Annotated in this window: 20 protein-coding genes and 1 riboswitch; of the genes, 7 read left to right on the top strand and 13 right to left on the bottom strand. The window is 73.0% G+C overall.

The window, feature by feature from the left end; genetic code table 11:
* Window positions 1-179 precede the first annotated feature (179 nt).
* Window positions 180-644: a GNAT family N-acetyltransferase gene (locus AMK22_RS07595; protein WP_073782569.1), complete on the bottom strand. Its 465-nt coding sequence runs from the start codon at window positions 642-644 to the stop codon at window positions 180-182.
* Here AMK22_RS07595 and AMK22_RS39430 point away from each other — a divergent pair.
* The 3 genes from AMK22_RS39430 to AMK22_RS07585 are packed head-to-tail and all read left to right on the top strand — an operon-like array spanning window position 643 to window position 1,388.
* Window positions 643-783 carry a hypothetical protein gene (locus AMK22_RS39430; protein WP_158072028.1) on the top strand — a complete coding sequence of 47 codons (141 nt, stop codon included), beginning with the start codon at window positions 643-645 and terminating at the stop codon, window positions 781-783. The two genes, AMK22_RS07595 and AMK22_RS39430, sit on opposite strands and share 2 nt — an antisense overlap.
* A gap of 9 nt (window positions 784-792) precedes the next feature.
* The gene (locus AMK22_RS07590; protein WP_073782567.1) at window positions 793-1,020 is read left to right on the top strand and encodes an antitoxin; all 228 of its coding nucleotides are present in this window, start codon (window positions 793-795) and stop codon (window positions 1,018-1,020) included.
* The gene (locus AMK22_RS07585) at window positions 1,017-1,388 is read left to right on the top strand and encodes a fic family toxin-antitoxin system, toxin component (RefSeq protein ID WP_073782565.1); all 372 of its coding nucleotides are present in this window, start codon (window positions 1,017-1,019) and stop codon (window positions 1,386-1,388) included. The genes AMK22_RS07590 and AMK22_RS07585 overlap by 4 nt, the downstream gene beginning before the upstream one ends.
* Before the next feature lie 119 nt (window positions 1,389-1,507).
* Here the strand turns inward: AMK22_RS07585 and bioD are convergent, their stop codons facing one another.
* The 3 genes from bioD to bioB are packed head-to-tail and all read right to left on the bottom strand — an operon-like array spanning window position 1,508 to window position 4,719.
* Window positions 1,508-2,197, bottom strand: a complete 690-nt coding sequence (bioD, locus tag AMK22_RS07580; protein ID WP_073782563.1) for a dethiobiotin synthase — start codon at window positions 2,195-2,197, stop codon at window positions 1,508-1,510.
* A gap of 1 nt (window position 2,198) precedes the next feature.
* Entirely contained in the window at window positions 2,199-3,503 is a 1,305-nt protein-coding gene (locus tag AMK22_RS07575) for an adenosylmethionine--8-amino-7-oxononanoate transaminase (protein WP_073782560.1), read from the bottom strand.
* Window positions 3,496-4,719, bottom strand: coding sequence for a biotin synthase BioB (gene bioB / locus AMK22_RS07570; RefSeq protein WP_073782558.1), 1,224 nt, complete (start codon window positions 4,717-4,719; stop codon window positions 3,496-3,498). The genes AMK22_RS07575 and bioB overlap by 8 nt, the downstream gene beginning before the upstream one ends.
* A gap of 142 nt (window positions 4,720-4,861) precedes the next feature.
* Between bioB and AMK22_RS07565 the strand changes: the two genes are divergently transcribed.
* Together AMK22_RS07565 and AMK22_RS07560 are read left to right on the top strand one after the other, a co-directional pair.
* Window positions 4,862-6,004: an 8-amino-7-oxononanoate synthase gene (locus AMK22_RS07565; protein WP_073782556.1), complete on the top strand. Its 1,143-nt coding sequence runs from the start codon at window positions 4,862-4,864 to the stop codon at window positions 6,002-6,004.
* A gap of 303 nt (window positions 6,005-6,307) precedes the next feature.
* Window positions 6,308-6,739, top strand: coding sequence for an ATP-binding protein (locus AMK22_RS07560; protein WP_073782869.1), 432 nt, complete (start codon window positions 6,308-6,310; stop codon window positions 6,737-6,739).
* 120 nt (window positions 6,740-6,859) lie between these two features.
* Here AMK22_RS07560 and AMK22_RS07555 read toward each other — a convergent pair whose 3' ends face one another.
* From AMK22_RS07555 to AMK22_RS07545, 3 genes are all read right to left on the bottom strand, one after another.
* Entirely contained in the window at window positions 6,860-7,333 is a 474-nt protein-coding gene (locus AMK22_RS07555) for a C40 family peptidase (RefSeq protein ID WP_073782554.1), read from the bottom strand.
* A gap of 3 nt (window positions 7,334-7,336) precedes the next feature.
* A riboswitch (cyclic di-AMP (ydaO/yuaA leader) is annotated at window positions 7,337-7,501 on the bottom strand.
* 365 nt (window positions 7,502-7,866) lie between these two features.
* Window positions 7,867-8,178: a hypothetical protein gene (locus AMK22_RS07550; protein ID WP_073782552.1), complete on the bottom strand. Its 312-nt coding sequence runs from the start codon at window positions 8,176-8,178 to the stop codon at window positions 7,867-7,869.
* A gap of 7 nt (window positions 8,179-8,185) precedes the next feature.
* On the bottom strand, window positions 8,186-8,824 hold the full coding sequence (locus AMK22_RS07545; RefSeq protein ID WP_073782550.1) for an ATP-dependent Clp protease proteolytic subunit: 639 nt from the start codon (window positions 8,822-8,824) through the stop codon (window positions 8,186-8,188).
* A 100-nt stretch (window positions 8,825-8,924) separates the two neighbouring features.
* Here AMK22_RS07545 and AMK22_RS07540 point away from each other — a divergent pair, with 100 nt between their 5' ends.
* Together AMK22_RS07540 and AMK22_RS07535 are read left to right on the top strand one after the other, a co-directional pair.
* Window positions 8,925-9,242, top strand: a complete 318-nt coding sequence (locus tag AMK22_RS07540; protein ID WP_073782867.1) for a type II toxin-antitoxin system Phd/YefM family antitoxin — start codon at window positions 8,925-8,927, stop codon at window positions 9,240-9,242.
* 422 nt (window positions 9,243-9,664) lie between these two features.
* Complete coding sequence (locus AMK22_RS07535; protein ID WP_073782548.1) at window positions 9,665-11,242, top strand: alpha/beta hydrolase; 1,578 nt, start codon at window positions 9,665-9,667, stop codon at window positions 11,240-11,242.
* A 91-nt stretch (window positions 11,243-11,333) separates the two neighbouring features.
* On the opposite strand, the gene AMK22_RS07530 is transcribed toward AMK22_RS07535, so the two are convergent.
* From AMK22_RS07530 to AMK22_RS07505, 6 genes are all read right to left on the bottom strand, one after another.
* The gene (locus tag AMK22_RS07530; RefSeq protein WP_073782546.1) at window positions 11,334-12,383 is read right to left on the bottom strand and encodes an NAD-dependent epimerase/dehydratase family protein; all 1,050 of its coding nucleotides are present in this window, start codon (window positions 12,381-12,383) and stop codon (window positions 11,334-11,336) included.
* Between the two features lie 219 nt (window positions 12,384-12,602).
* Window positions 12,603-16,682, bottom strand: a complete 4,080-nt coding sequence (locus AMK22_RS39955) for a hypothetical protein (protein WP_073782544.1) — start codon at window positions 16,680-16,682, stop codon at window positions 12,603-12,605.
* 9 nt (window positions 16,683-16,691) lie between these two features.
* A complete protein-coding gene (locus AMK22_RS07520; RefSeq protein WP_242433865.1) occupies window positions 16,692-17,588 on the bottom strand; it encodes a carbohydrate ABC transporter permease in 897 nt (298 codons plus the stop codon).
* Complete coding sequence (locus tag AMK22_RS07515) at window positions 17,585-18,544, bottom strand: carbohydrate ABC transporter permease (protein WP_073782542.1); 960 nt, start codon at window positions 18,542-18,544, stop codon at window positions 17,585-17,587. Before AMK22_RS07515 ends, AMK22_RS07520 begins: the two co-directional genes overlap by 4 nt.
* Window positions 18,541-19,848, bottom strand: coding sequence for an ABC transporter substrate-binding protein (locus AMK22_RS07510; RefSeq protein ID WP_073782540.1), 1,308 nt, complete (start codon window positions 19,846-19,848; stop codon window positions 18,541-18,543). Before AMK22_RS07510 ends, AMK22_RS07515 begins: the two co-directional genes overlap by 4 nt.
* Window positions 19,845-22,727, bottom strand: a complete 2,883-nt coding sequence (locus AMK22_RS07505) for an alpha-L-rhamnosidase (protein WP_143203523.1) — start codon at window positions 22,725-22,727, stop codon at window positions 19,845-19,847. The genes AMK22_RS07510 and AMK22_RS07505 overlap by 4 nt, the downstream gene beginning before the upstream one ends.
* Between the last annotated feature and the right edge of the window lie 291 nt (window positions 22,728-23,018).

Here is a 23,018-nt window from a genome sequence, read left to right as displayed (position 1 = left end):
GCTGTGTCTACAACTGGGGGGCTCGCCCATGGGCGGACGTACACACCTTTCGAAAGGAATCGGTCAGGAGCCATCCATGGTAAAGGATCGGCAAAAACGCTCGCTATTTCCGCGGGAAGTATCTCGACCCACCGGTGGTGTCGTGGGGCGCGACGCTGCTCCGGGCCGCTCGTCGGTGTTCACGAGTGGTGCTCCCGGGCTTCGACGCCGGTGCCGGTTCCCGGCCAAAGTGGCCTGACCCAGCGTCGCCAGTGGTCCTCGCGGTGGTATCCGGCCGCGGCCCATGTGCGGTGCCCCCGCTCGTTGGCCTCCAGGACCATGGCGTCGACCCGTCGCCCGCCCAGGTTGGCGAATCGTTCCTCCGCAGCCGCCAACAAGGCGGTGGCGATGCCTTGACGGCGGCGGTCGGGGTGTACGGCCAGCCGGTGGACCGAGCACCGCCAGCCGTCGAATCCGGCAATCACCGTTCCCACGAGAACGTCGGCGCGTTCCGCGAGGAGCAGCGCTTCGGGATCCCGTGCGATGAGCCGGGCCACGCCGTCGTGGTCGTCGCTGATGCTCGTGCCCTTCGCGGCCGCTCGCCAGAACCGGAGCACGTCGTCGATGTCGGAGGGGGTGGCGCAACGGATGCGCGGATCGTCCATGGCCCGAGCCAAGCAGACCGTCTCCCCGCTCGACCAGCGGCATTTCGACGCCGGGGCGTCGTGGACCCTCGGTACCCGGCGAGCCCTGCCTCCGGGCCCCGCGTGCTTCTCCTTGCTGGTGCCGACGCACCGGCGCTAGCGTGATTTCGTGTCCAGGACCCAGCTGAACGTGAGAGTGGACGAGGCCACCGCCGAGGCGGCGCGGCAGCGCGCGCCGCAGAGGGGGACGAGTGTGAACCGTTGCACAGAGGAACTCGTGAAACAGGACGCCGGCACGGTGGAGCATGCGTTCGTCGAGGCCGCGGGTGACTTCATGGAGAAGTACCAGGCGGTCTTCGCGGAGGAGTTCGGTCCGGAGCGCGAAGGCGCGCGTTGAACCTCCGGATCGATCTTTCCTGGCTGCTGATGGTGGCCGAGCACAAGACTCCGGGCGATCCGCAGGTCGTCGACTGGGGTGCGCTCGTCGCCGCGGTGGCCCGGCACGACGCGGAGATCTTCGGCAGCCCCGTCTACAGCGACCCGCACTCCAGGGCGGCGGCTCTCCTGCAGCTGCTGATCCACGTCCCCGCGCTGGAACACTCCAACGCCATGTTCTCCTCGGCCGTCGCGTACGGCTACCTGGTCGCGTCCGGGCAGCGGGTCGTCACCTCCCCGGAACGGGTGCGGGACCTGGCGCGACTGGTGAAGGAGGGAAAGGCGGACGTCCGGGCCATCGCCGACGAACTGCGGCAATGGAGCCACTGACGGCCCCTGCCGGGCCCGCCCCTCGTGGCGCACGCCCGGCGACGGCGGGCGACGGCGGGCGCCGGGCGACGGCGGGCGCCGGACCGGGGCGGCAGTCGGCCGCACCACGGCCCGGTCGCTCATCCGGCGTTCCGGGTTCCGCCCAGTTCGGCGGCCAGCCAACCCCCGGCCGCTGCACGGAAGTCGGCGGGCGCCAGCGCCCCCGCCCCGGCCGGTACCGCCCCCAGCAGCGGGGCGCCCGCCGCCACCGGGAGGTCCGCCACGTTGCAGCGGGCAGCGAGGTCCGGTTCGGCGGGCATGCTGCCCACCACCACACCGAGGCACTCCAGCTCCCGGCCCCGCAGGGCCTCCGAGGTCAGGGCGGTGGCGTTGAGCGTGCCCAGCCCGGCCCGCGCCACGACCAGCACGGGCGCGGACAGCAGCCGGGCCGCGTCGGCGAGGGTCGAGCCCGTGTCGTCGAAACGGACCAGCAGACCGCCCGCGCCCTCGATCAGCACCACGTCGTGCTCGGTCGCCAGCTTCTCGGCGGCCTCGGCGATCTCGTACGGGCGCACCGGCGGGAGGCCGGCCCTCCGGGCGGCCGTGGCGGGCGCCAACGGCTCCGGGAAGCGCGCGAGTTCGACCGCCGTCACATGGCCGCCCGCCAGCCGTGCCACCTCCGCGACATCCCCCGGCTCACCGGGCGCCAGACCCGTCTGCGCGGGCTTGAGGACCGCGACGCGCCGGTCCCGCCACGCCGCCGCCACGGCGGCGGTCACGACGGTCTTGCCGATCTCGGTGTCGGTGCCCGACACCACCAGAACGCTCATCTCAGCCCTCCCTCGCGGCCGCGCACACGGCCCGGCAGATCCGCGCCACGTCGTCGTCGTCGGTCACATACGGCGGCATGGTGTAGACGAGATCGCGGAATGGCCGCAGCCACACCCCTTCCCGTACCGCCGCACGGGTCGCGGCGGCCATGTCCACCTCGTGGTCGAGCTGAACGACGCCGATCGCGCCCAGCGTCCGCACCTCCCGCACCCCGGGCAGGTCCGCCGCCGGGGCGAGACCGTCCCGCAGCCCCGCACCGATCCGCTCGACGTCCCGCTGCCAGTCCCCGTCCAGCAGCAGATCCACCGACGCGCACGCCACGGCCGCGGCCAGCGGATTGCCCATGAACGTCGGACCGTGCGCCAGCACCGGCACCTCGCCCCGCGAGATGCCCTCGGCGACCCGTGAGGTGCACAGCGTCGCCGCCATCGTCAGATATCCGCCGGTCAACGCCTTGCCCACGCACATGACATCCGGTGAGACCCCCGTGTGACCGGCCGCGAACAACGTCCCCGTACGGCCGAACCCCGTGGCGATCTCGTCGAACACCAGCAGGACGTCGTGCGCGTCGCACGCCTCGCGCAGCACCGTCAGGTAGGCGGGGGAGTGGAAGCGCATCCCGCCCGCACCCTGCACCACCGGCTCCACGATCACCGCCGCCAGCCGGTCCGCGTGCTCCGCGATCAGTTCCCGCAGTTGGCGTGCGTACTCCGGGTCCGGTTCCGAGTGGAAGCCGCCCGGCGGCGCGTCCGCGAAGACCTGCCGGGGCAGCACGCCCGACCACAGCTCGTGCATGCCGCCCTCGGGGTCGCACACCGACATCGGCTGCCAGGTGTCCCCGTGATAGCCGCCGCGCCAGGTCAGCAGCCGCTGCTTGGCGGGTCGCCCCACCGAGCGCCAGTACTGCAGGCACATCTTCACCGCGACCTCGACCGACACCGAACCCGAGTCGGCGAGGAAGACGTGCCGCAGCGGCTCCGGGGTGATCTCGACCAGCCGGGCGGCCAGCCGGACCGCGGGCTCGTGGGTGAGCCCCCCGAACATCACATGGCTCATCCGGTCCAGCTGGCCGCGTGCCGCCGCGTTGAGCACCGGGTGGTTGTAGCCGTGCACCGCCGACCACCACGACGACATGCCGTCGACCAACTCGCGGTGCCCGTGGGCCGGTTCGGCCAGCCGCAGCCGTACGCCGGACGCGGACTCCACGACCAGCGGATCCTGGCGTCCCGGCATCGGGCCGTAGGGATGCCAGACGTGGGCGCGGTCCAGCGACCGCAGTTCGGCGGGGGAGAAGGACTCAGGCATTGGGAGCGAGATCCGTACCCGCGCCGCGCCGCCGCACCGCCACCAGATCCGGACGCGCGGCCGGGGCGTCGGCACCACCGATGACGGCCTCGGCGGGCGCGTCACCACAGCCGGCGGCTTGCGGGGGCGCGTCGCCACAGCCGGCGGCTTCCGCGGGCGTGTCGCCGCACGGCGCACACCCCCCGTCGTGCCCGTCGCAGCCGCCCGCCGCGGCCCGGTGCGCGGGAAGCGTCGACGTGTCCGCGCCCTCCACCTCGAAACCGGCGTCCGCGATCATGTCCAGGTCCGCCTGCCCGGCCTGCCCCTCGCTGGTGAGGTAGTCGCCCAGGAAGATCGAGTTGACCAGATGCAGGGCCAGCGGCTGCAACGAGCGCAGATGCACCTCGCGCCCGCCCGCGAGCCGTACCTCCACGTCCGGGCAGACGAACCGGACCATCGCCAGGATGCGCAGACACCGCTGCGGGGTGAGGTTCCACTCCTTCGCCAGCGGGGTCCCCTCGAACGGGATCAGGAAGTTCACCGGCACCGAGTCCGGGTCCAGTTCGCGCAGTGAGAAGACCACGTCGACCAGGTCGGCGTCGCTCTCGCCCATCCCCGCGATCAGCCCGGAGCACGCCGAGAGGCCGGCGGCCTGCGCCTGCCGCACGGTCTCCACCCGGTCCGTGTAGGTGTGCGTGGTGGTGATGGCCCCGTACGTTTCCTCGGACGTGTTGAGGTTGTGGTTGTACGCGTCGGCGCCCGCCGAACGCAGCCGCTCGGCCTGCCCGTCGGTGAGCAGCCCGAGGCAGGCGCACACCTCGACGCCGTCGTTCTGGTCCTTGATCGCCTCGATGGTCTCCGACACCCGGTCGACGTCGCGGTCCGTCGGACCGCGGCCGCTCGCCACCAGGCACACCCGCTTGGCGCCCCCCGCCACCCCGGCCGCGGCGGCCTTCGACGCCTCGTCCGGTTTCAGCCACGTGTACTTGAGGATCCCGGCCTTCGAACCGAGCCGCTGCGAGCAGTACGAGCAGTCCTCGGGGCAGAGCCCGGACTTGAGATTGACCAGGTAGTTCAGTTTCACCCGCCGCCCGAACCACTGACGGCGCACCTTTCCGGCCGCGGCCACCACGTCGAGCAGGTCGTCGTCCGAGGTCGCCAGTACGGCGAGGGCTTCTTCGCGGGTCGGCAGCTCGCGCCGCAGCCCCTTGTCCACCAGCGTGTTCAGGAGGTCCATGGCGTTGATCCTGTCCCATGGCCCGCCCTGTCGCCAAGGAGGAACCGGACAACACACCCCGGGAAGGGTGTGTGTATTGCCACACCATGACCCGCTGTTCCCGCGGTTAGGGTCTGTGAACTGCCTACAAAAGGGACCGCTCATGTCCTACGCCCCGTTCGACTGGATCGACGACGCGGCACGCCGCCGCGCGGACGCCGGACTCGTCCGTACGCTCCGCCCGCGGCCCGCCGAGACGGCGTCCCTGGATCTCGCGAGCAACGACTACCTGGGCCTCACCCGGCACCCCGAGGTCACCGGGGCGGCGGCCGAGGCCGCACGCCGCTGGGGCGGCGGGGCGACCGGTTCACGGCTTGTCACCGGCTCCACCGATCTGCATGCCGAACTCGAACGCGAACTGGCCGAATTCTGCGGGTTCGAGGCGGCGCTGGTGCTGTCGTCGGGGTACGCGGCCAATCTGGCCGCCCTCACCGCCCTCACCGGCCGCGACTCGCTGATCGTCTCCGACGCGGGCAACCACGCCTCGATCGTCGACGGGTGCCGGTTGTCCCGGGCCGGGACCGTCGTCGTCCCGCACTCCGACCCCGACGCCGTGCGCAAGGCCCTGCGGACGCACGAAGGGCGCGCGCTGGCGGTCACCGACTCGGTCTTCTCGGTCGACGGCGACGCCGCGCCGCTGCCGGCGCTCGCCGCGGCCTGCCGGGCGGAGGGGGCCGCATTGCTCGTCGACGACGCGCACGGCCTGGGGGTGCTGGGGGAGGGCGGCCGGGGCGCGCTCGCCGCCGCGAGCCTCGCGGGCGACCAGGGAGTCGTCGCCACGCTCACCCTCTCCAAGTCCCTCGGCAGCCAGGGCGGAGCGGTCCTCGGTCCCGCCCGGGTGATCGAACACCTCGTCAATACGGCCCGGACGTTCATCTTCGACACGGGCCTCGCGCCGGCCGCCGCGGGCGCCGCGCTCGCCGGCCTGCGCCTGCTCGGCCGGGAACCGGAACGCACCGGGCGGGTCCGCGAGGTCGCCGCGGGGCTGTACGGGCGGCTGACCGCGGCCGGTCTGGCAGCCGTGCGTCCGGACGCCGCCGTGGTCTCCGTACGGGCCCCGTCGGCGGACGCGGCGGTGCGCTGGGCGGCGGACTGCCGCGCGGAGGGGGTCGTGGTCGGGTGCTTCCGGCCGCCGTCGGTGCCGGACGGCGTCTCCCGGCTGCGGCTGACCGCGCGCGCCGACCTGACCGACGAGCAGATCGCGGTGGCGGTGGAGACCGTACGGCGCACCGCCCCCGTGGGCTGACGGGCCCCGGAGCCGGTCGGGGGACCACGGACGCTCCCGGACCCCCTCGCCCCCGCCGCCCGCCGTCCCTGCCACGCCGTCGCACACGCGGGCCTCGTCCCTCTCCTGCCGAGTGATTCGTACCGACCGGACGGCGTGGCGCGCACGTACGGATTTCCGGGACGGAGTTCACCGCATCGAGCGACAGATATCCGCACATCTTGGTGGATCGGCGTCACAGAGGGCGGGACGAGTGGCAGTCTGGCGCGAAGCGCAACCAGGACCGGGCGCATGTCGGTCCGGGTGGGAGAGGGGTGGCTCGGCATGGCGGACCAGCGGGAAGCAAGCATCACTCTGCCGAGCGAGCCGGCCTCGGTCCCGGCGGCCCGTGGACACGTGTCCCGGGTGCTCACCGAATGGGGACTGGCCGCGGACACCGAACTCGCCGACGCCCTGCGGCTCGTCGTCTCGGAACTCGCGACCAACGCGGTCCAGCACACCTTCGGGCAGTCGCCCACCTTCACCGTCGATCTGAGGCTGGAGCGGGAGGAACTGCTGCTCCTGGGAGTGACGGACAGCCATCCGCGCCGGCCCCGCCGGCTGCCCGTCGCCGTCCAGCAGGACAACGGGCGGGGCATGGTGATCATCCGGATGCTGGCCGAGGAGTGCGGTGGCCGGCTCTCCGTCACACCCACCTCGGACGGGGGCAAGACGGTATGGATCGAGCTCCCGTGGGACGCCTCCGCGCCGGACTGACCGTCCTTCGGGCCGACCGTCTTTCGGGCCGACCGTCCGGCCGACCGGTTTCTCTCGTGCCGCACGTGCCCGGCCTTGCGGACCGGAGCCGTTCGGCGGCTCCGGCCCCGGGACCGTGGGTCAGCGGACGCGTCCGTAGTAGACGCTCTTCGACCAGATCTTCTCCAGCCGGACCACCGCGCCGGTCCTAGGCGAGTGCCAGATCTTGTTGTGCCCGGCGTAGATCCCGACGTGGTAGACGCTTCGGCCGTAGTGGAAGAAGACCAGGTCTCCGCGCTTGCGGTTCGAGGCCGAGACGTGGCGGGTCCTGTTGTACTGCTGCTGGGCGGTGCGGGGGAGCTTCTTGCCCGCCTTCTTGAACGAGTAGACCGTCAGCCCGGAGCAGTCGAAGCGGTGAGGGCCGGTGGCGCCCCACCTGTACGGCGAGCCCTTCTTCGACGCCGCGACGTTGAGCGCCTTGAGCGACGGGGTGGCCGCCTGGGCCTCCGTGACGGCGCCCGGGGCGAGCATGGTGCCGCCGACGGCGGCCAGTGTCAGAACCGAGGCCGTACCGGCCCGGGCGAGCAGAGACGGGACATGAACCTGCGCAGTCATGCGCAACCCTTCGTCAGCCGCCTGTGAAGGATGACCTGTCGGGTTCGGGCTGGCGAAGGTGCCCGGCCGCGCTCGGCGGCTTCACCCCGAGGGACGACCGATGTTCCGGTCGACCCGTTGTGCTTGGGTCCTCCACTCCTGCCGATCCACTTCTGTCGACCAGTCATCCGGGCGGCGGCAGGACTCGGCGTCCGCTCGGACCGCCCCGCCGCGGTGGCGGGGGCTTGTCGTCCCAGGGATCTTGACTCACCGACAGTCGGATTTCCGAGCTGAAACGGCGATATGTGAGAGTCCTCACGACTGAACCGCTCGAGTGGAGCTGACGCATTTGGATGGCGCGCCGCGCATGCCAACCGGTCGCCCACCAGGGGCGGGAGGGCGGATTTCGCCCACCGCCCCCAGGAGTCCGCAAGTCGAGATTTCGCCGAAAACGCCGTTTCTTACTCTGAAAAGAGTAGGAAAATCAGATTGCACATCGGGCGTGTCGTGCGGCGGAGTTGACGGGGGATCGACCCGCGGAGCGAACGGGCGACCTATCGACCGGGTGTCACGGGGGGCAGGGTGACGCGAGCGGACCGGCGTTCCCCGTCCAGGGCGCGCAGCGCCCGTGCCAGGGTCCCGGCGTGGATCCGCGTCTCGCCGCGTTCGTGCATCAGCGCCAGGGCGTCCCGCAGTGCCCGGGCGTGCGAGGCCAGCGCCTGCGCGGCGCGCAGTGCCCCGTAGGTGTCGCTGCCGCGGGCCGGGTTGATCCGGCCCAGTTGGTCGAGGACGTCGAGGTAGCAGTCGATGAACTCCCCCTCCGCACGGGTCAGCGCCGGAAGCGGGGGAGGATCGGACGGGCGCATCGGGTCCTCACCGCGAGCCGGGCGACGGGAACGACGTCTTCCGGCTCTCCACGACGTGGTCCACCAGGCCGTAGGCCCGGGCGCCCGCAGCGTCGAGAACGAGGTCGCGCTCGATGTCCTCGTCGATCCGCCCGGCGTCGCGGCCCGTGTGACGGGCCAGCAGGGTGACGAGCGTCTCGCGGACCCGTTCCAGTTCCCGCGCCTCGATCTCCAGATCGGACGGCCGGCCGTGGACGGGCTCGGCGAGCGCGGGCTGGCGCATCACGACGCGCGCCCCCGGCAGTACGTGCCGCCGCCCCGGGGCGCCCGCGGCGAGCAGGACGGCGGCCCAGGCGTCGGCCCGGCCCAGGCAGTACGTCTCCACCTCGCAGGTGAGGTACTCCATCGTGTCGTGGACGGCGGTCATGGCCGCGAACGAGCCTCCCGGGGAGTTGATGTAGAGGGAGACGGGCCGGTCAGGGGCGGCGTGTTCCAGGTACATGAACTGCGCGATCAGATCACTGGCCGCGGTGTCGTCGACCTCGGTGCCGAGCAGGACGATCCGCTCGGCGAGCAGCTTGGAGTACGGGTCGAAGGTGCGGGTCCCGTGGGGTGTGCGCTCGGTGAACTCGGGCAGCACGTGTCGGGCGGTGGGGCGGAACGGCATGGCGTTGCCTCTCCTCGCAGGATGCACGCGGCTCTGGACCGGGCTCGCGTCCGCATCTGTAAAAAATGTACAGGACGTACAGAAGGCTATGATGGGGAGCATGGCCTACGAGATTCCGGTGACGCAAGCCCGAGCTGAGCTCGCCGAACTGATCAACCGCGTCGTCTACGGCGGCGAGCGCGTGGTCGTGACGCGGCACGGCAAACCGCTCGTCGCCCTCGTCTCGGCCGCTGACCTGGAGCGACTGGAAAGCGGAGCGAAGGCCGCCGAGGAGCGGGTGATCAGCTCGGTCTCCTCGATCGGCTCCTCGGTGTCCGCTCCCGGCGAACGCCGACGGTTCGGCATCGCGGCGGAGCACACGGGAACGGGGCACGCGGGACACGAGGAGCGTGCGGGGCGCGACGAGCCGGGGCGCTGAGCCGGGCGCACCGCCGATGACCCGCGCCGCGCGGGCGCCGCGCGCGCCGAGGTGACGGGCGCTCGGGGGCGCGCCGTACGCGCTGAGCCGGCGCGCGCTCCGCGACGCCCCCGAGGGGGCTTGTCGACCAGCTCGCGCGTCCGGCAGCCCGCCACGTGCCGACGCCGCGCGCTCGACGCGTACGGCACGGAGCCGCATCCCCCGGGGCCTGCGAGGAGGTGGGGCGCAGGGGGCCGCGGAGCGCGAGAGGCCCGGTGGGCGCCGAACACCGCTCAGCGGGATACGGGCGTCCGGTTATCGATTCGGTAAAGAAGTGGGTACGCGGCCTGTTCTCAGGAACCTCACAGCCGACAGGATCCGCGAGAGGTCCTGGATGAATCACGTCGCCACCGGCGGCACTTCAGGCCTGGGGGAGGTTCCACTTGAGACGCACAGCAGCTCTCGGCTCGGCCGGTGCCCTGGTGGCGGGCATGCTCATATCGGGCGCGGTGACCGCGCCGACGGCCACAGCCGAGGGGCGTCACCACCGCGTGTCCGAGGCGCGCGGTGTCGAACTGGCCGCGGCCCGGGCGGCCCGGTCCGGCATCGACTGGAAGGACTGCCCGGCCGACTGGGGTCTGGCCAAGCCGATCCAGTGCGGCTGGGTGACCGTGCCGCTCGACTACGCCCGGCCCGACGGCAAGCAGATCCGGCTGGCCGTCGACCGGCACGTCAGCACCGGCACCAAGGGCGAACGGCAGGGCGCCCTGCTCTACAACCCGGGGGGACCCGGCGGTTCGGGCCTGAGGTTCCCGACCCGGATCACCAACAAGAGCCCGCTCTGGACGAACACGGCGAAGGCGTACGACTTCGTGGGCTTCGACCCCCGCGGCGTCGGGCACTCCGCGCCCATCTCCTGCATCGACCCCCAGGAGTTCGTCAAGGCCCCCAAGGCCGACCCCGTACCCGACTCCGAGGCCGACAAGCTCGCCCAGCGCAAGCTCGCCGCCGAGTACGCGGACGGCTGCGCCGAACGCAGCGGCGACATGCTGCCGCACATGACCACGCCGAACACCGCACGCGACCTGGACGTCATCCGTGCCGCCCTCGGCGAGAACAAGCTCAACTTCCTCGGCGTGTCCTACGGCACCTACCTGGGCGCCGTCTACGGCACCCTGTTCCCCGACCACGTCCGCCGCATGATCGTCGACAGCGTCGTCGATCCGGCGCGGGACAACATCTGGTACCAGGCCAACCTCAACCAGGACATCGCCTTCCAGAAGCGCTGGGACGACTGGAAGGCATGGGTCGCGAAGAACGACTCCGTCTTCCACATCGGCGACACCCCCGAGAAGGTCGAGCAGGCGTGGCTGACGCTGCGTGCCGCCGCCAAGAAGAACCCGATCGGCGGAGTGGTCGGCCCCGCCGAACTCATCGGCTTCTTCCAGAGCGCCCCCTACTACGACTCCTCCTGGGTGCCCGTCGCCCGGACCTGGAGCGAGTACCTGAAGGGTGACACCCAGGCACTCGTCGACGCCGCGGCCCCGGACATGTCGGACATCAAGGGGAACATCGCGTCGGAGAACGGCAACGCCGTGTACACGGCCGTCGAGTGCACGGACGCCAAGTGGCCCACGAACTGGCGGAAGTGGGACCGCGACAACACCCGGCTGCACGAGCAGTACCCGTTCATGACCTGGGCCAACGCCTGGATGAACCTGCCGTGCGCGACCTGGTCGGCCAAGCAGCAGAGCCCGCTGAACGTGAAGACCGGCAAGGGACTTCCTCCGGTGCTGATCGTGCAGTCCGAGCGCGACGCCGCCACCCCGTACGTGGGCGCCGTCGAACTGCACAAGCGCTTCAAGGGCTCGCGCCTCATCACCGAGCGGAACGCCGGTTCGCACGGTGTGACCGGCCTGGTCAACCCCTGCGTCAACGAGCGGGTGGACGCCTACCTGCTCACCGGCAAGACCGACCGCGCCGACGTGACCTGCGACCCGCACGCCACACCGAAGCCGTAGTGACGCGAGCACGACCGCGACGCGAGTGAAGGGCCACGGGCGGCCGGTGGTTTCGACCACCGGCCGCCCGTGCCGTGCGCGGCACCGCGTCTCATGCCCCGCGGTCGTACGCCTCCAGCCAGGCGTCCTCCGCGTCGTAGTCGAACAGCTGCCTTCCGTACGACCGGAGCAGGACGGGGAACGCCTCCGTCCAGTCCCTGCCCTCCAGCCGGCCGGCAAGCCATTCGACTGTCTCCGGAAGGGACTCCACGTACCCGGTCACCGGCCGGTATCCGAGTTCGCGCTCCGCGGCCGCCATGTCGTACACGACGGGATGGGCAATGGTCCACGGGGTGGAGCCGACCCCGTCCTTCCCGGGCGCGCCCGTCATCAGCACGTTCTCGGTCCGTCGGCCGAGCACCGCGTCGACGGCCTCGCCGATCTCCGCGACCGTCGGCGTCTGCGGATCCCCGGCGTTGAGCACCCGCGAACCGGGCCGTCGCGCGGACAGCCGGATCAGCTCGGCCAGGTTGGAGACATGGATGGGGTGGAAGCGGGACGCGCCCCCGAAGGCGAGCACCCGCCGCGCCCGGCCGTCCAGGACCCGCTTCACGAAATACAGCTCGCGGGGCGAACGGCAGTACGGCCCGTGGATCGCGCCCGCCCGCAGCAGCGTCACCGGCAGTGCCTCGCCCGCCGCCAGCAGATCCCGCTCCAGTCGCACCTTCCGCGTCGCGTACGTGGCGTCGCCCGGGGGCACGGTGCACTGCGTCTCGGGGATCGGCACGGGGTAGCGCGGAGCCCCGTCGGGTTCGTCTTGCGTGTCGAAGCCGCGCCCCCGCTCGTCCGCGTACACCGCGCCGCTGGAGATGACCACCGCCGAACCGATCCGGTCCGCGAGACCGGTCAACTGCCGGGCGTGGTCCGCCCCGTACGCCACGGCGTCGACCAGTACGTCGCAGCCGTCGCCCAGCGCCGCCGCGAGCGCCCCGTCCTCGTTCCGGTCGAGGGCCACCGCGCGCACCGCGCCGTCCCACCGCTCGTCCCTGCCACCGCCGCGCGAAGCGGCCGTCACCTCCCAGCCGTCCTCGACGAGCGCCCGCACGGCCGCCCGCCCGATCTGTCCCGTCGCTCCCAGTACCCATGCGCTTCCCATGCTCATGAGGCGACGCTAGGCCGGAACCACCGCCCGTGGCAGTGGAGTTCACCGAGCGCGGATTCGCTGTCGGCGTGACGGTTCGGGGAACTCCAGCGGTTCGTCGGACGGGCCTGCCGCGTGCGTGCACCGGGAGGGTGCCGCCCGAAGCGCCCGCCCTCCCGCCCGGAGCGCTCCGGGCCCGCCGGGGACGCGGATGCGATGCGCGTGGGCGGTGCGCCGCGCTCACACCGGAGCGGGACCACCGACCCGCAGCACCACCGGACCCAGCAGCCCGCTCACGCGCTGGCCCGGGAAGACGAAGTGGGTCGGGCTCGTCGCGTCCAGGTGTGGCGCCAGCGTGTTGAACACGAGGACGTCGAGGACGTTGTCCCCAGGGTCGGCGAGTCCGGTCAGATCGAACACGTACGGGGAGCACACCCGCACCCCGGCGAGGACGCCGCCGACCCGCACCTCGGCCGTTCCGCGGACCCGTCCGAGATCCAGCGACACCCGGTCCCCGCCGGTTCCGCCGGGCACGGTCACCACACGGCGGTACCGCACCCCCCCGCTGTACTCGGCCAGTCCCCGCGTCTCCCAGTCGCCGACGCGCATCCGCCCGGGACCGACCTCGCAGCGCAGCGGACCGGCCAGGGCCGCGCCCCCCTCCCGGCCCGGGACCGTCCGGATGCGCAGGGCGGCCGTGCGGGGTCCGAGAGGACCGGTGGCCGGCAGTTCCACCGAGACGGTCCGCACGCCCCGCGCGCCGACGGCCACGGACACGGCGCATTCGGCACCGTCCACGAACACCCGCGTCGCGCCGCGCACCTGCGCCGACAGCCGCGCGGCCCCCGGAGGCAGCTCGCACCACAGCCACTCCACCGCCCCCCGGCCGCCGGGCACCGCGAACCGGACCGGCAGCACCGTCCCGTCGTCCGCGTCCGGATCCAGCCAGGCGGCACCCGGCAGCGGATGCGGACGGCGGCGCAGATGCAGGGCAGCCGGATCGCCCACCTGCTCACGACGGACCGCGACCGGCACCCGCCCCGCCGCCGTTCCCGCCCACCAGCCGGCATCGCTGTGCAGCGCCGTGACCGGGCCGCCGCGCCCGTCCTCGAAGAACGCGTCCACCAGGACCGCCCGGTCGGCCCCGGGCGACGCTTGCACGGTGATCTCGTTGTCGCCGACGCGCAGGGCCCCCGCCACCTCGTGCCGCCGCACCCGCGGCACCGCGTGCGCGGCGTACGGGTCGAATCCGCCCTGTCGGCCCACGACCCGTCCGTTGACACGCACGACGCAGGGCACGCGCGATGCCACCTGGACGACGGCCCGGACGGGGACCGCCGGGAGCCGGACCGTCGTTCCCATCGGCCCCGAGGCATGGATCCACTCCGGGCGCCGACAGCGCCCCGGATCGCGCACGAGCGCCACATACGCACGGAGGTCGGTGTCCTGATCGGGCGTCAGTTCCAGCTCCAGCAGATGGCGGCCCGCCGCCGCCCGGACCGGCCCCGTCGCGAGATGGCCCCCGTCGTCCAGCGGCACGGGCACGCCGTCGAACCGCGCCCGCTTCGCCCCGGCGGCCCCGATCGCGAGATGGCCGTCGAAGGCGGCGTCGAGGAACAGCTCCGTGCGCAGGCGCACCACCTCTCCGGCGGCGGTGGGACCGAGGTGGACGAACTCCTCCGGGACATGCCCCTTGGGCCCCAGAACGGCGCGGTGGACCGGGTCCTTGCGGATGCCCAGGGAATCGGACCACACCAGGACCGACCGGGTGCCGTGACCCGGCCCGTCCCGGTCCACGACGGCGTGCGGGCCGAACGTCGCGTGGACGGTGTCCGTGACCGGTCCGCGCCCGAGGTCCGGCCGGGCCCACCCGTCGCGCACCCCGTCCTCCCCGGCCGCCTCCACCCGGTGCCGGAAGGTCCGGCACTCGGTGACCGCCGGGCCGGTGGGCGGACCGGACGCGGGGCGGGCGAAGTCGCCCCAGGTGTTGTCGAGGGTCGGCACCAGCACGACGTCCCAGTCCGCGTCGGCAGGGATCTCGACGACGGCCGGTCCGGGGACGGGACGGGGCGGCCGGGGAGCGGCGGGCACCGAGGCCGGGAGCCGGTCGGGGAAGACCAGCACGGCGGCCGGGCCCGTGTCGAAGGGGACGTCGACCTCCACGGCCCGCGCGCCGCCGTCCGAGAGCGGGAGGGCACGCACCGGTAGCGCCCGGGGCGCGGAGCCGAACGGGTCCACCAGGACGGCCGGTCCCGCCACGTCCCGCACCCGAACCCGCGCGCGGCGCGCGTAGCGGCCCGGATCGAAGTCGTACCGGGCGTCCAGCCATCCCAATGCGGCCCCGCGCGCGTCCGGCGTCGCGACGGACGCCCGGGTCGCCCGCGGGGCCGCCGCCGTCAGGAACACCACCGTGGCATCGTCCGTACGACGCGCGAGCGCCGGCACCGGGGCGCGGACGGCCGGATCCACCCGCGCGAACGCCGCCGCGAGCGCGCCCTCGTCGTCGGTCCCGGGGAGGAACACGGCACGGCCGTCCGTGAAGCACGCGCCCAGCTCCTCCCGCAGTCCGTCGCGGTCGGGGCCGACGACCCGTTCGGGGAGGGCGCCGACCGCGACCAACGTGCCGCCCGCGGAGGCGAATTCGACGATCCTGCGGGCCGTGCCGTGTTCGAGGACCGTGCACGCGGGCAGCACGAGCGCCGAATACGCCTCCTGCGCGACCCTCAGCCGCGCCTCCCCGCCGGGCGGCGCGACCACCCGCGCACGCGTCAGCGAGGCGTCGTCGATGACGTCCGCGTCGAGACCGAGACGGTCCAGGATCCCCGGCCGGGCCGTGAACCAGGCCATGTCCCCGACGAGTTCCAGATAGGCCGACTGGGCCCGCGCCGCCGCCTCCGTGACACCGTCCAGGGCCGTGCCGGCCTGTGCCGTGGTGGTGGGCAGCAGGACCGCGACGTCGCACAGATGGCGGCCGAGGCTCAGCAGCGCGCAGAGCCGGGTCACCGCGTCGGCGAGGACACGGTGGTGACACCAGTAGGGCTGCCGCCAGTCGGTCGCCGGAGGCGCCCACTCCCACCAGCCGCCCTTCGTAGTGCCGTACACGGCATGCGGGTTGTAGAGGGTCGCACCGGCACGGAGCCACGGCAGCAGCCAGTCGAACGTCTCCTCCGGGGTGCCGCCCCAGCCGGTGGAGTGGAATGCCTCGATCCAGGTGCGCGGCCGGTCGTACAGATGGGCGAGCGAGGAGTGGATGCGCGCGTCCCCGTGATGGTCGCTGCCGGGCGCCGGGAACCAGCGGTGGGTGCGGGCGTAGTCGGCGTACAGCTCCACGCCCGCGACGGGGTGTCCGGCACGGGCCGGATCCTGCTGGTCGCAGCCCACGAGCAGGCCGTGCCGTGCGTGCCAGTCCGCCAGCGGCCGGAAGAAGGCCTGCTCGGCCAGCTCGGCGCGGGTGGTCTGGTAGTCGTGCCGGACGAGCGCGGGGTCCGGATCCGCCCCGTCCTCGTACAGGGCGTCCAGCCGTTCGACGAGGTCGTAGCCGCGCCGCCGCAGGAAGGTGTCGGCGAAACCGGTGGACCAGGTGGGCAGCGCCGGCAGCTCGTCCTGGAACGAGCCGACGACCACGCTCCCCAGCCGGTCGCCGAGGCGGCGCTCGAATTCCCCGTGCACCCGGTCCAGCAGCGCCGCGCACGCCCGGATGCCGAGGTAGTCGAAACCGAGCGCGGTGTGGTGATGGAGCGTCAGCCTCCAGCGGCCGGGGCCCGGCGCCCGTACGACGCCGTCGTCCACCGCGACCCGGACCGCAGGTCCGACGACGCGTCCGGCGGAGTCGACCGGTTCGGCGCGCCCCGCGAGCGGCCGGGCGCCCGGCGGGCACCGCAGTTCGCCCGGCCGTGCCGCCGTGGAGGTGACGACGGACCGCAGCCGGTCGAGGCCGCGCCCCGCGTGGGCGGGCTCCTCGTCGACGAGACGTGCCTGGAGGTCGGCGCCGGAGAAGCCGAGCTGGTCGTAGAACCACAGACGCGCGCCGAGCGCCCGCGCGTCCTCGCACACGCCGTCGACCAGCGACCACCACGCCTCGGACATGAATGGCGGGTCGTCCGCGTCGGAGCCGAACAGCGGCCCCGACGGCGCCAGGCCGATCAGGACGACCTGGTGCACCCCGCCCCGCGTGAACCGTTCCAGCTGTGCCCGCAACCGGGAGCGTTCGAGCGGTTCCCCGCTCCACCACCACAGGGCGACGGGCGAGAAGGCGCGCGGGGGATCGGTGACGACCTCGGCGACGCACGGGGGCAGCGGCGGTCCGTCCCGATCCGTCATGAGTTCCCCTCAGCCCTTGAGACCGCCCGCGAATCCCTTGATCACATAGCGCTGGAGGAACGCGAACACCACCAGGACCGGCAGCGCGGCCAGCACGAGTCCGGCGAAGACGAGCCCGTGGTCGGAGACGTACTGGCCGACGAAGGCGAACACCCCCACGGGCACGGTCTCCTTGTCGGACCCGCCCAGATACAGCAGCGGGGTGAAGAAGTCGTTCCAGACGAACACGGCGTTCAGAATGATCACCGTGCCGGTCACGGGGCGCAGCAGGGGGAAGACGACCCGGGTGAACGCCTGGAGGTGGTCGCAGCCGTCGATGAGCGCCGCCTGCGCGTAGTCCGACGGCAGGGCCCGGATGAATCCGGTGTACAGGAAGACGGTGAACGGCAGCTGGATGCCCGTGTAGAAGAGCACCATGCCCTGGTACGTGCCGAGCCAGCCCAGGCCGTCGACGAGCTCGTAGAGCGGGATCATGCCCAGTTGGAACGGCAGCACGATGCCGAGCAGGAAGAGGACGTACAGCCCGTGGCCGACGCCGCGGGCGCGGCGCGCGAGGAAACAGGCCGCGGTGGAGCCCAGGACGACGAGGAGCAGCAGGCTCGTGGCGGTGATGACCGTGCTGTTGACCAGGGCCGGGCCGAGCGACGCGGAGGACCAGGCGTCGCCGAAGTTGGCGAGCGTGGGCGGCGAGGGCGGGGCGAGCGGCGAGTCCGCGATCTGCCGGGGGTCCTTCAGCGCCAGGGTGACCAGCGCGTACACCGGGAACAGGAACACGACGGCGACGGCCGCCATGACGAGTTCCAGGACGTAGGGCCCGTATCCGCGCCGGGAGGCGGCCCGGCTCCGGATCCGGTGCCCGCGTCCGGGACGCGCCTTCACGGACGGCGGGGCCGGCGCGGCGTTCACGCGGTGACCTCCCTCGCGCGCAGGGCCCGGAGCTGGACCAGCGAGACCGCGGCGACGAACAGGGCGAGGACCAGTGCCACGGCGGTGCTGTAGCCGAACTTCCCGTAGACGAACGCCTCCTTGTACAGCACGGTCGACAGGGTCTCGCTGGCCGTGCCGGGGCCGCCGTTGGTGGCGGCGTAGACCTGGTCGAAGAGTTTGAGCCCGCCGATGGTCGACAGCATCACGTTGATGGTCAGGGCCGGTGCCAGCAGGGGCCAGGTGACGTGGCGGAAGCGCTGCCAGGCACCGGCGCCGTCGATGCGCGCGGCCTCGTGCAGTTCGGCGGGCACGCCCTGGAGCCCGGCGAGGAAGACGACCATCGAGTACCCGGCGTACTGCCACACGACCACGGCCGCGACGGACCACAGGGCGAGCGAGGGATCGCCCAGCCAGTCCTGGCGCAGCCCGCCGAGCCCGACCGCCCCCAGGAGGCCGTTGAGACCGGCGCCGTTGTCCGGGTTGTAGACGTACTTCCACAGGATCGCGACCATGACGGGGCTGACGACGGCCGGTGCGAAGAAGACCAGCCGCAGCACGGCCCGGGACCTGAGGCGGGCGTGGACGCCCAGCGCGAGCAGCAGTCCGATGCCGTTCTGGACGACGACCACGACGACGGTGAGCAGCAGGGTGTTGCCGACGGACCCCAGCGCGCGCTCGTCGTCGAGCAGGGTGCGGAAGTTGCCCAGGCCGGTGAACGAGAAGCCGCCGATGCCGGACCAGTCGGTGAAGGCGTACATCACCCCGGCCAGGCTCGGGTACAGCACGACGACGCCGTACACGACGAGCGCCGGGACCACGAAACGCCAGGGCGGGGCGGTGTGGTCGCGGTGCCGGGCCGGGCGGGCGCCGGGCCGCGGCCCGGCACCGGACCGGCCGGTGGCGGCGGGCGCGGACCGCTCGAACGTGCCCGTCACGGCGTCCTCCCGTACGCCTCGTCCATCCGTCCCAGGGCGCCGTCGACGTCCGTCTTCCCCGCGAGGAGGTCCTGCACGGCGGCGAAGTGGGCGGGCTGCACCTCGGGGTTGGGCCAGTTCTGGTCCATGAACGGGACCGCCCGGCCGGCGTCGATGAGCGGCAGGAATTCCTCGAGCACGGGATCGACACGGGTGGCGGGGCCGCGTCTGAACGGGATCGCGGCCACGGAACGCGCCCAGCGGTCGACGTTCTCCTGCCGGCCCAGGAACTCGACGAACGACTTCGCAGACGCCGCTCTCCGGGAGTGCGCGGAGACGCCGAGGCCGACGACGACGCCCGCCGGGATCCACTGGTCCGCCGCGTCGTCGTTGCCGGGGAACGGGAACATGCCGAGGTCGTCCGGTGTCCTGGCGGCCTGACGGAAGCCGGCGAGCACGGCGGATACCTGCACGGCCATCGCCGCCTTCCCGCCCGCGACCATCGCGGTCTGCTGCTCGTAGGTCGTGCCGTTGGGGTTCGCGTTGAAGAAGCCGGAGCGCTGCAGTTCCTGGTACCTGCCCAGCGCGTCGGCCCACCCGGAGCCGCGGAAGTGCGCCCGCCCCGCGGCCATGTCGGCGTCGAAGCGGGGGTTCTTCGCGTGGACGGCGTTGGGCACCAGGGCGTACGTGATCAGCTGGGTGACCCAGGGCGTCTGCGCGCCGAGTGCGATCGGCACCACGCCCCTCGCCTTCAGCCTGGCGCACACGTCGAGGAGTTCGCTCCAGGTCCGGGGCGGTTCGACGCCCGCCTCGGCGAAGACCCGCTTGTTGTGGATGGCGCCGATGACGCTGCTTCCCGCCGAGTACAGGTACGTCCTGCCCTCGCGCCGGTACGCGGAGCGGAAGTTCTCCGGGACCTCCTCGGTCCACGGCTGGCCGCTGAGGTCGGCGAGCAGCCCGGCGCGGGCCAGTTCGGCCATCGACATGGCGCTGCCGCTGCCGGGGTAGAGCACGTGGACGTCGGGGGCGTTGCCCCCGGCGAGCCTTGTGCGCACCAGCGTCTGCACCTGGTCCGTGGGCGCGAAGGAGGTCGCGAACCGGACGGCGGGGTGGGAGGCGCGGTACCGCCCGACCATCTCCTCCAAGGGCTTCTGCTGGTCGGCGACGCCCACCACACGCAGCTCCCCGGAACCGTCGTCCGATGAGGAACAGGCCGTCAGCACGGGCGGAAGCGCCACGAGCGCCGCGAGCGAGCCACCGGCCCGGAGGAACCCCCGGCGGCCGAACGCGCCCCGGCCGGGCCGGTCCTGGGAACCCGTCGTCATGGTGTGTCCTCCTCGTGCGAACGGGCGGGCGGAGGTGCTGGTGCGGGGCGGACCGGGGCGGACGCGGCGTGCGGGCCCGGCGGCGGAAGGGCGGCGGTGAAGCGGTAGACGCCGGAGGACACCCGGTACAGGACGTGGTCCGCGGTCGACGCGAGCTCGGTGACATGGGCGTCGTCGGCACCCGGCACCGCTCCCGACTCCCGGACCGAGCGGGGGTCCGTGGTGGGCACGTACACATCGGCGGTGGAGCCGGGCGGCACCAGGACGCGCAGCGAGATCCGGCCGCCGTCGCGCTCCCAGCTCACCTCGATCGTGCCGCGCACCGACTCATGACGGGCCCGTGCGTGGCGCAGGGGGCCGGGCCGTGGCCGGATCCGCAGGTGCCGGTAGCCGGTCGAGTCCGGCGCCTGGTCGAGCCCCGCGACACCCCGGTACAGCCACTCGCCGATCGAACCGAGCGCGTAGTGGTTGAAGGAGTTCATCGACGGCGCCCGGAAGCCCGCGTCCGGGGTCCACCCGTCCCAGCGCTCCCAGACGGTGGTGGCGCCGTGCCGCAGCGGGAACCGCCACGACGGGACCTCGTCGCGCAGCAGGAGCGCGTGGGCGAGGTCGGCCCGTCCGTGCGCGTCGAGGACGGGCGCAGCGAGCGCGACCCCGAGGAACCCGGTCAGCAGGGCGGGCCCCGCCGCCTCCACGAGTTCGGCGAGCCGGTCCGCGACCCCGGCGACGAGGCCGGGGGGCACCAGGTCGAAGGCGAGCGCGAGGAGACAGCCGGTCTGGGTGTCCCCGGCGACGCGTACCGTCGGCCGGCCGCCGCCCGGGGAGTGCGCGACGGTGACGAAGCGCTCCGTGAACGTGGCGCGGACGGCGTCGGCCAGCCGGTGGTGGCGGGCCGCGACCTCCTCGCGGCCCAGGACGCCCGCGGCCCGCGCGGTCAGCCGGGCACTGTGCGCGAAGTACGCCGTGGCGACGACGTCGCGGGGGGTGGGGGTGCCGGGGGCGAGCCAGTCGGAGAAGTGCGGGCCCACCCGTCCCCGCCAGACCAGATCCGGGTTGTGACGGCGGATCAGCTCCACCCAGGCGCACATGCCGTCCAGCGCACGGGACAGGAACCGGTCGTCGTCGTAGACCCGGTGGAGGTGCCACGGAATGATCACCCCGGCGTCGCCCCAGCCGGGCGCCCCCTCGTCCGCGACCCCGGCCAGGCGCGGGGCCACGTTGCCGAACCCGCCGTCGGGGGTGCGGGCGTCGTCCACGTCGCGCAGCCACTTGGTGAAGAACGCGGCCACGTCCGCGTTGAGCGCGGCCGTCGGCAGGAACACCTGCGCGTCGGCCATCCAGCCGAGCCGCTCGTCGCGTTGCGGACAGTCCGTGGGGACGCTCACGAAGTTCGAGCGCTGCCCCCACACCACACAGTCGTGGAGGCGCCGCAGCTCGGGGTCCGAGCAGTCGAACTCCCCGGCCCACGGCGTGTCGCTGTGCAGGGCCACGGCGACGACGTCGTCGGCGGCGAGTTCCGGAAGCCCGCGGATCTCGGCGTAACGGAACCCGTGATAGGTGAAACGCGGCTCGAACACGATGTCCCGGCGGCCGTCCCCGACGAGCACGTCGGTCGCGGCCGCGGTGCGCAGATTCGCCGTGTATAGACCGCCCGACCCGTCCAGCGCCTCGGCATGACGGATCACCACCCGCGCCCCGGCGGCCAGTTCACCGATCCGCAGCCGCACGCGGCCCGCGAGGTTCTGCCCGAAGTCGACCACATGCGTGTCGGGGGAGAGGCGGGTGACCGCACGCGGGCCGAGCCGGGCCGTCGCCCGGACGGGCTCGTCGACGGACGCCACGAGCAGCCGGTGGTCGGTGTCCGTGACCAGCGCCGGTGACCAGCCGGAGTCGTCGAAGCCGGGCAGCTCCCAGCCCTCGGCCGCGTACCGCAGGTCGTGGCACTCGCCCATCAGCAGGTCCGCGTGACGCACGGTTCCGGCCCCGGTGCGCCAGGTGCCGTCGGTGACGACGGCGTTGCTCCGGCCGTCCGCTCCGGTGAGGTGGAGTTCGGCCAGGAACCGGGGGAACGAGCCGTAATGGGCTCCGGCCCTGCGCGGCTCGAAGCCGACGAACCCGCTCCACCAGCCGTCGGCGAGGGTCGCGGAGAGCACGTTCTCGCCGTCCCGCAGCAGGGCGGTGACGTCGTAGGTCTGGTACTGGACGCGGCGGTTGTAATCGGTCCAGCCGGGCGCGAGTTCGGCGTCCCCGATCCGTGCCCCGTTGAGCCGGACCTCGTACAGGCCGCGGGCAGTGACATGGAGCCGGGCGCGCGCGACGGCCGGGGCGGTGAAGGCGCGCCGCAACAGGGGGCACGGTGCGAGCCCGTGGCTGTCGAGCGCGAGGGAGCCCTCGGTGGGGGCGTCCATCACGGCGACCGGACCCGGGTCGTGGGCGATCCAGGAGGCACGCCAGGGCGCGCCGCCGACAAAGGCGGTCTCGAACCAGGACGTGGCGTCGACGGGCCGTGCCGCGCGGGCGGTCCAGACGGACACCCGCCAGTGGTAGCGGGTGTGCTCCCGCAGGGCGGGCCCCGCGTACACGACGGCGATCGCGCCGTCGTCCGTCACCCGGCCGGTGTCCCACAGCAGATGCTCGTCCCCGTCCAGGTCCGCGAGGTGCTCGGCGACCCGGACCCGGTGGGCCACGGGGTCGTCGCCGCGCAGCCCGGACGCCGACCGCCAGGACAGCCGCGGTGACGGTTCGTCGATTCCCAGAGGCGTGGTGCGGTGCTCGCACCGCAGCCCGGACAGTCCGAGCGGCCGTGCCCCGGGGTGCTCCTCGGGGCCGCCTTCGGCGGAGCGGGGAACGGGCGCGTCCACTGCCGAGGAATCGGACACGAGCACGTCCTTCCGTCGCCCCGAGTTTCCCGATGTGAAATGTAACGGCCATTCTGTGGCGTGGAGATTAGGAGCACCTCAAAGGGGTGTCAAGGGTATGCTCCGGCCCCGTCCGGGACGCCCCGTCACCTGGTCGAACTCCGCCCAACTGCCCTTCCCCGAAGGGCATTGCGCCCCCAGCGTGCGGTCTTGTGGCGGTTGATCCCGTGTGATATTCAGCGTGTGATTACCACATGGGCGGACGTGAAATCACGTACCGATCCCACCTCGTACCGGACGGGATCCCGCCCG

The sequence above is a fragment of the Streptomyces sp. CB01580 genome, from assembly GCF_001905795.1.
Lineage (GTDB): Bacteria > Actinomycetota > Actinomycetes > Streptomycetales > Streptomycetaceae > Streptomyces.
This window is presented reverse-complemented; position numbering and strand designations above follow the sequence as displayed.

Excerpts from the sequence above, each read along its gene's own strand:
- AMK22_RS39430 (WP_158072028.1), top strand. The coding sequence starts at position 643 with ATGGCCCGAGCCAAGCAGACCGTCTCCCCGCTCGACCAGCGGCATTTC.
- AMK22_RS07595 (WP_073782569.1), bottom strand. The coding sequence starts at position 644 with ATGGACGATCCGCGCATCCGTTGCGCCACCCCCTCCGACATCGACGAC.
- bioD (WP_073782563.1), bottom strand. The coding sequence starts at position 2,197 with ATGAGCGTTCTGGTGGTGTCGGGCACCGACACCGAGATCGGCAAGACC.
- AMK22_RS07575 (WP_073782560.1), bottom strand. The coding sequence starts at position 3,503 with ATGCCTGAGTCCTTCTCCCCCGCCGAACTGCGGTCGCTGGACCGCGCC.
- bioB (WP_073782558.1), bottom strand. The coding sequence starts at position 4,719 with ATGGACCTCCTGAACACGCTGGTGGACAAGGGGCTGCGGCGCGAGCTG.
- AMK22_RS07565 (WP_073782556.1), top strand. The coding sequence starts at position 4,862 with ATGTCCTACGCCCCGTTCGACTGGATCGACGACGCGGCACGCCGCCGC.
- AMK22_RS07560 (WP_073782869.1), top strand. The coding sequence starts at position 6,308 with ATGGCGGACCAGCGGGAAGCAAGCATCACTCTGCCGAGCGAGCCGGCC.
- AMK22_RS07555 (WP_073782554.1), bottom strand. The coding sequence starts at position 7,333 with ATGACTGCGCAGGTTCATGTCCCGTCTCTGCTCGCCCGGGCCGGTACG.
- AMK22_RS07550 (WP_073782552.1), bottom strand. The coding sequence starts at position 8,178 with ATGCGCCCGTCCGATCCTCCCCCGCTTCCGGCGCTGACCCGTGCGGAG.
- AMK22_RS07545 (WP_073782550.1), bottom strand. The coding sequence starts at position 8,824 with ATGCCGTTCCGCCCCACCGCCCGACACGTGCTGCCCGAGTTCACCGAG.
- AMK22_RS07540 (WP_073782867.1), top strand. The coding sequence starts at position 8,925 with ATGGCCTACGAGATTCCGGTGACGCAAGCCCGAGCTGAGCTCGCCGAA.
- AMK22_RS07530 (WP_073782546.1), bottom strand. The coding sequence starts at position 12,383 with ATGAGCATGGGAAGCGCATGGGTACTGGGAGCGACGGGACAGATCGGG.
- AMK22_RS39955 (WP_073782544.1), bottom strand. The coding sequence starts at position 16,682 with ATGACGGATCGGGACGGACCGCCGCTGCCCCCGTGCGTCGCCGAGGTC.
- AMK22_RS07510 (WP_073782540.1), bottom strand. The coding sequence starts at position 19,848 with ATGACGACGGGTTCCCAGGACCGGCCCGGCCGGGGCGCGTTCGGCCGC.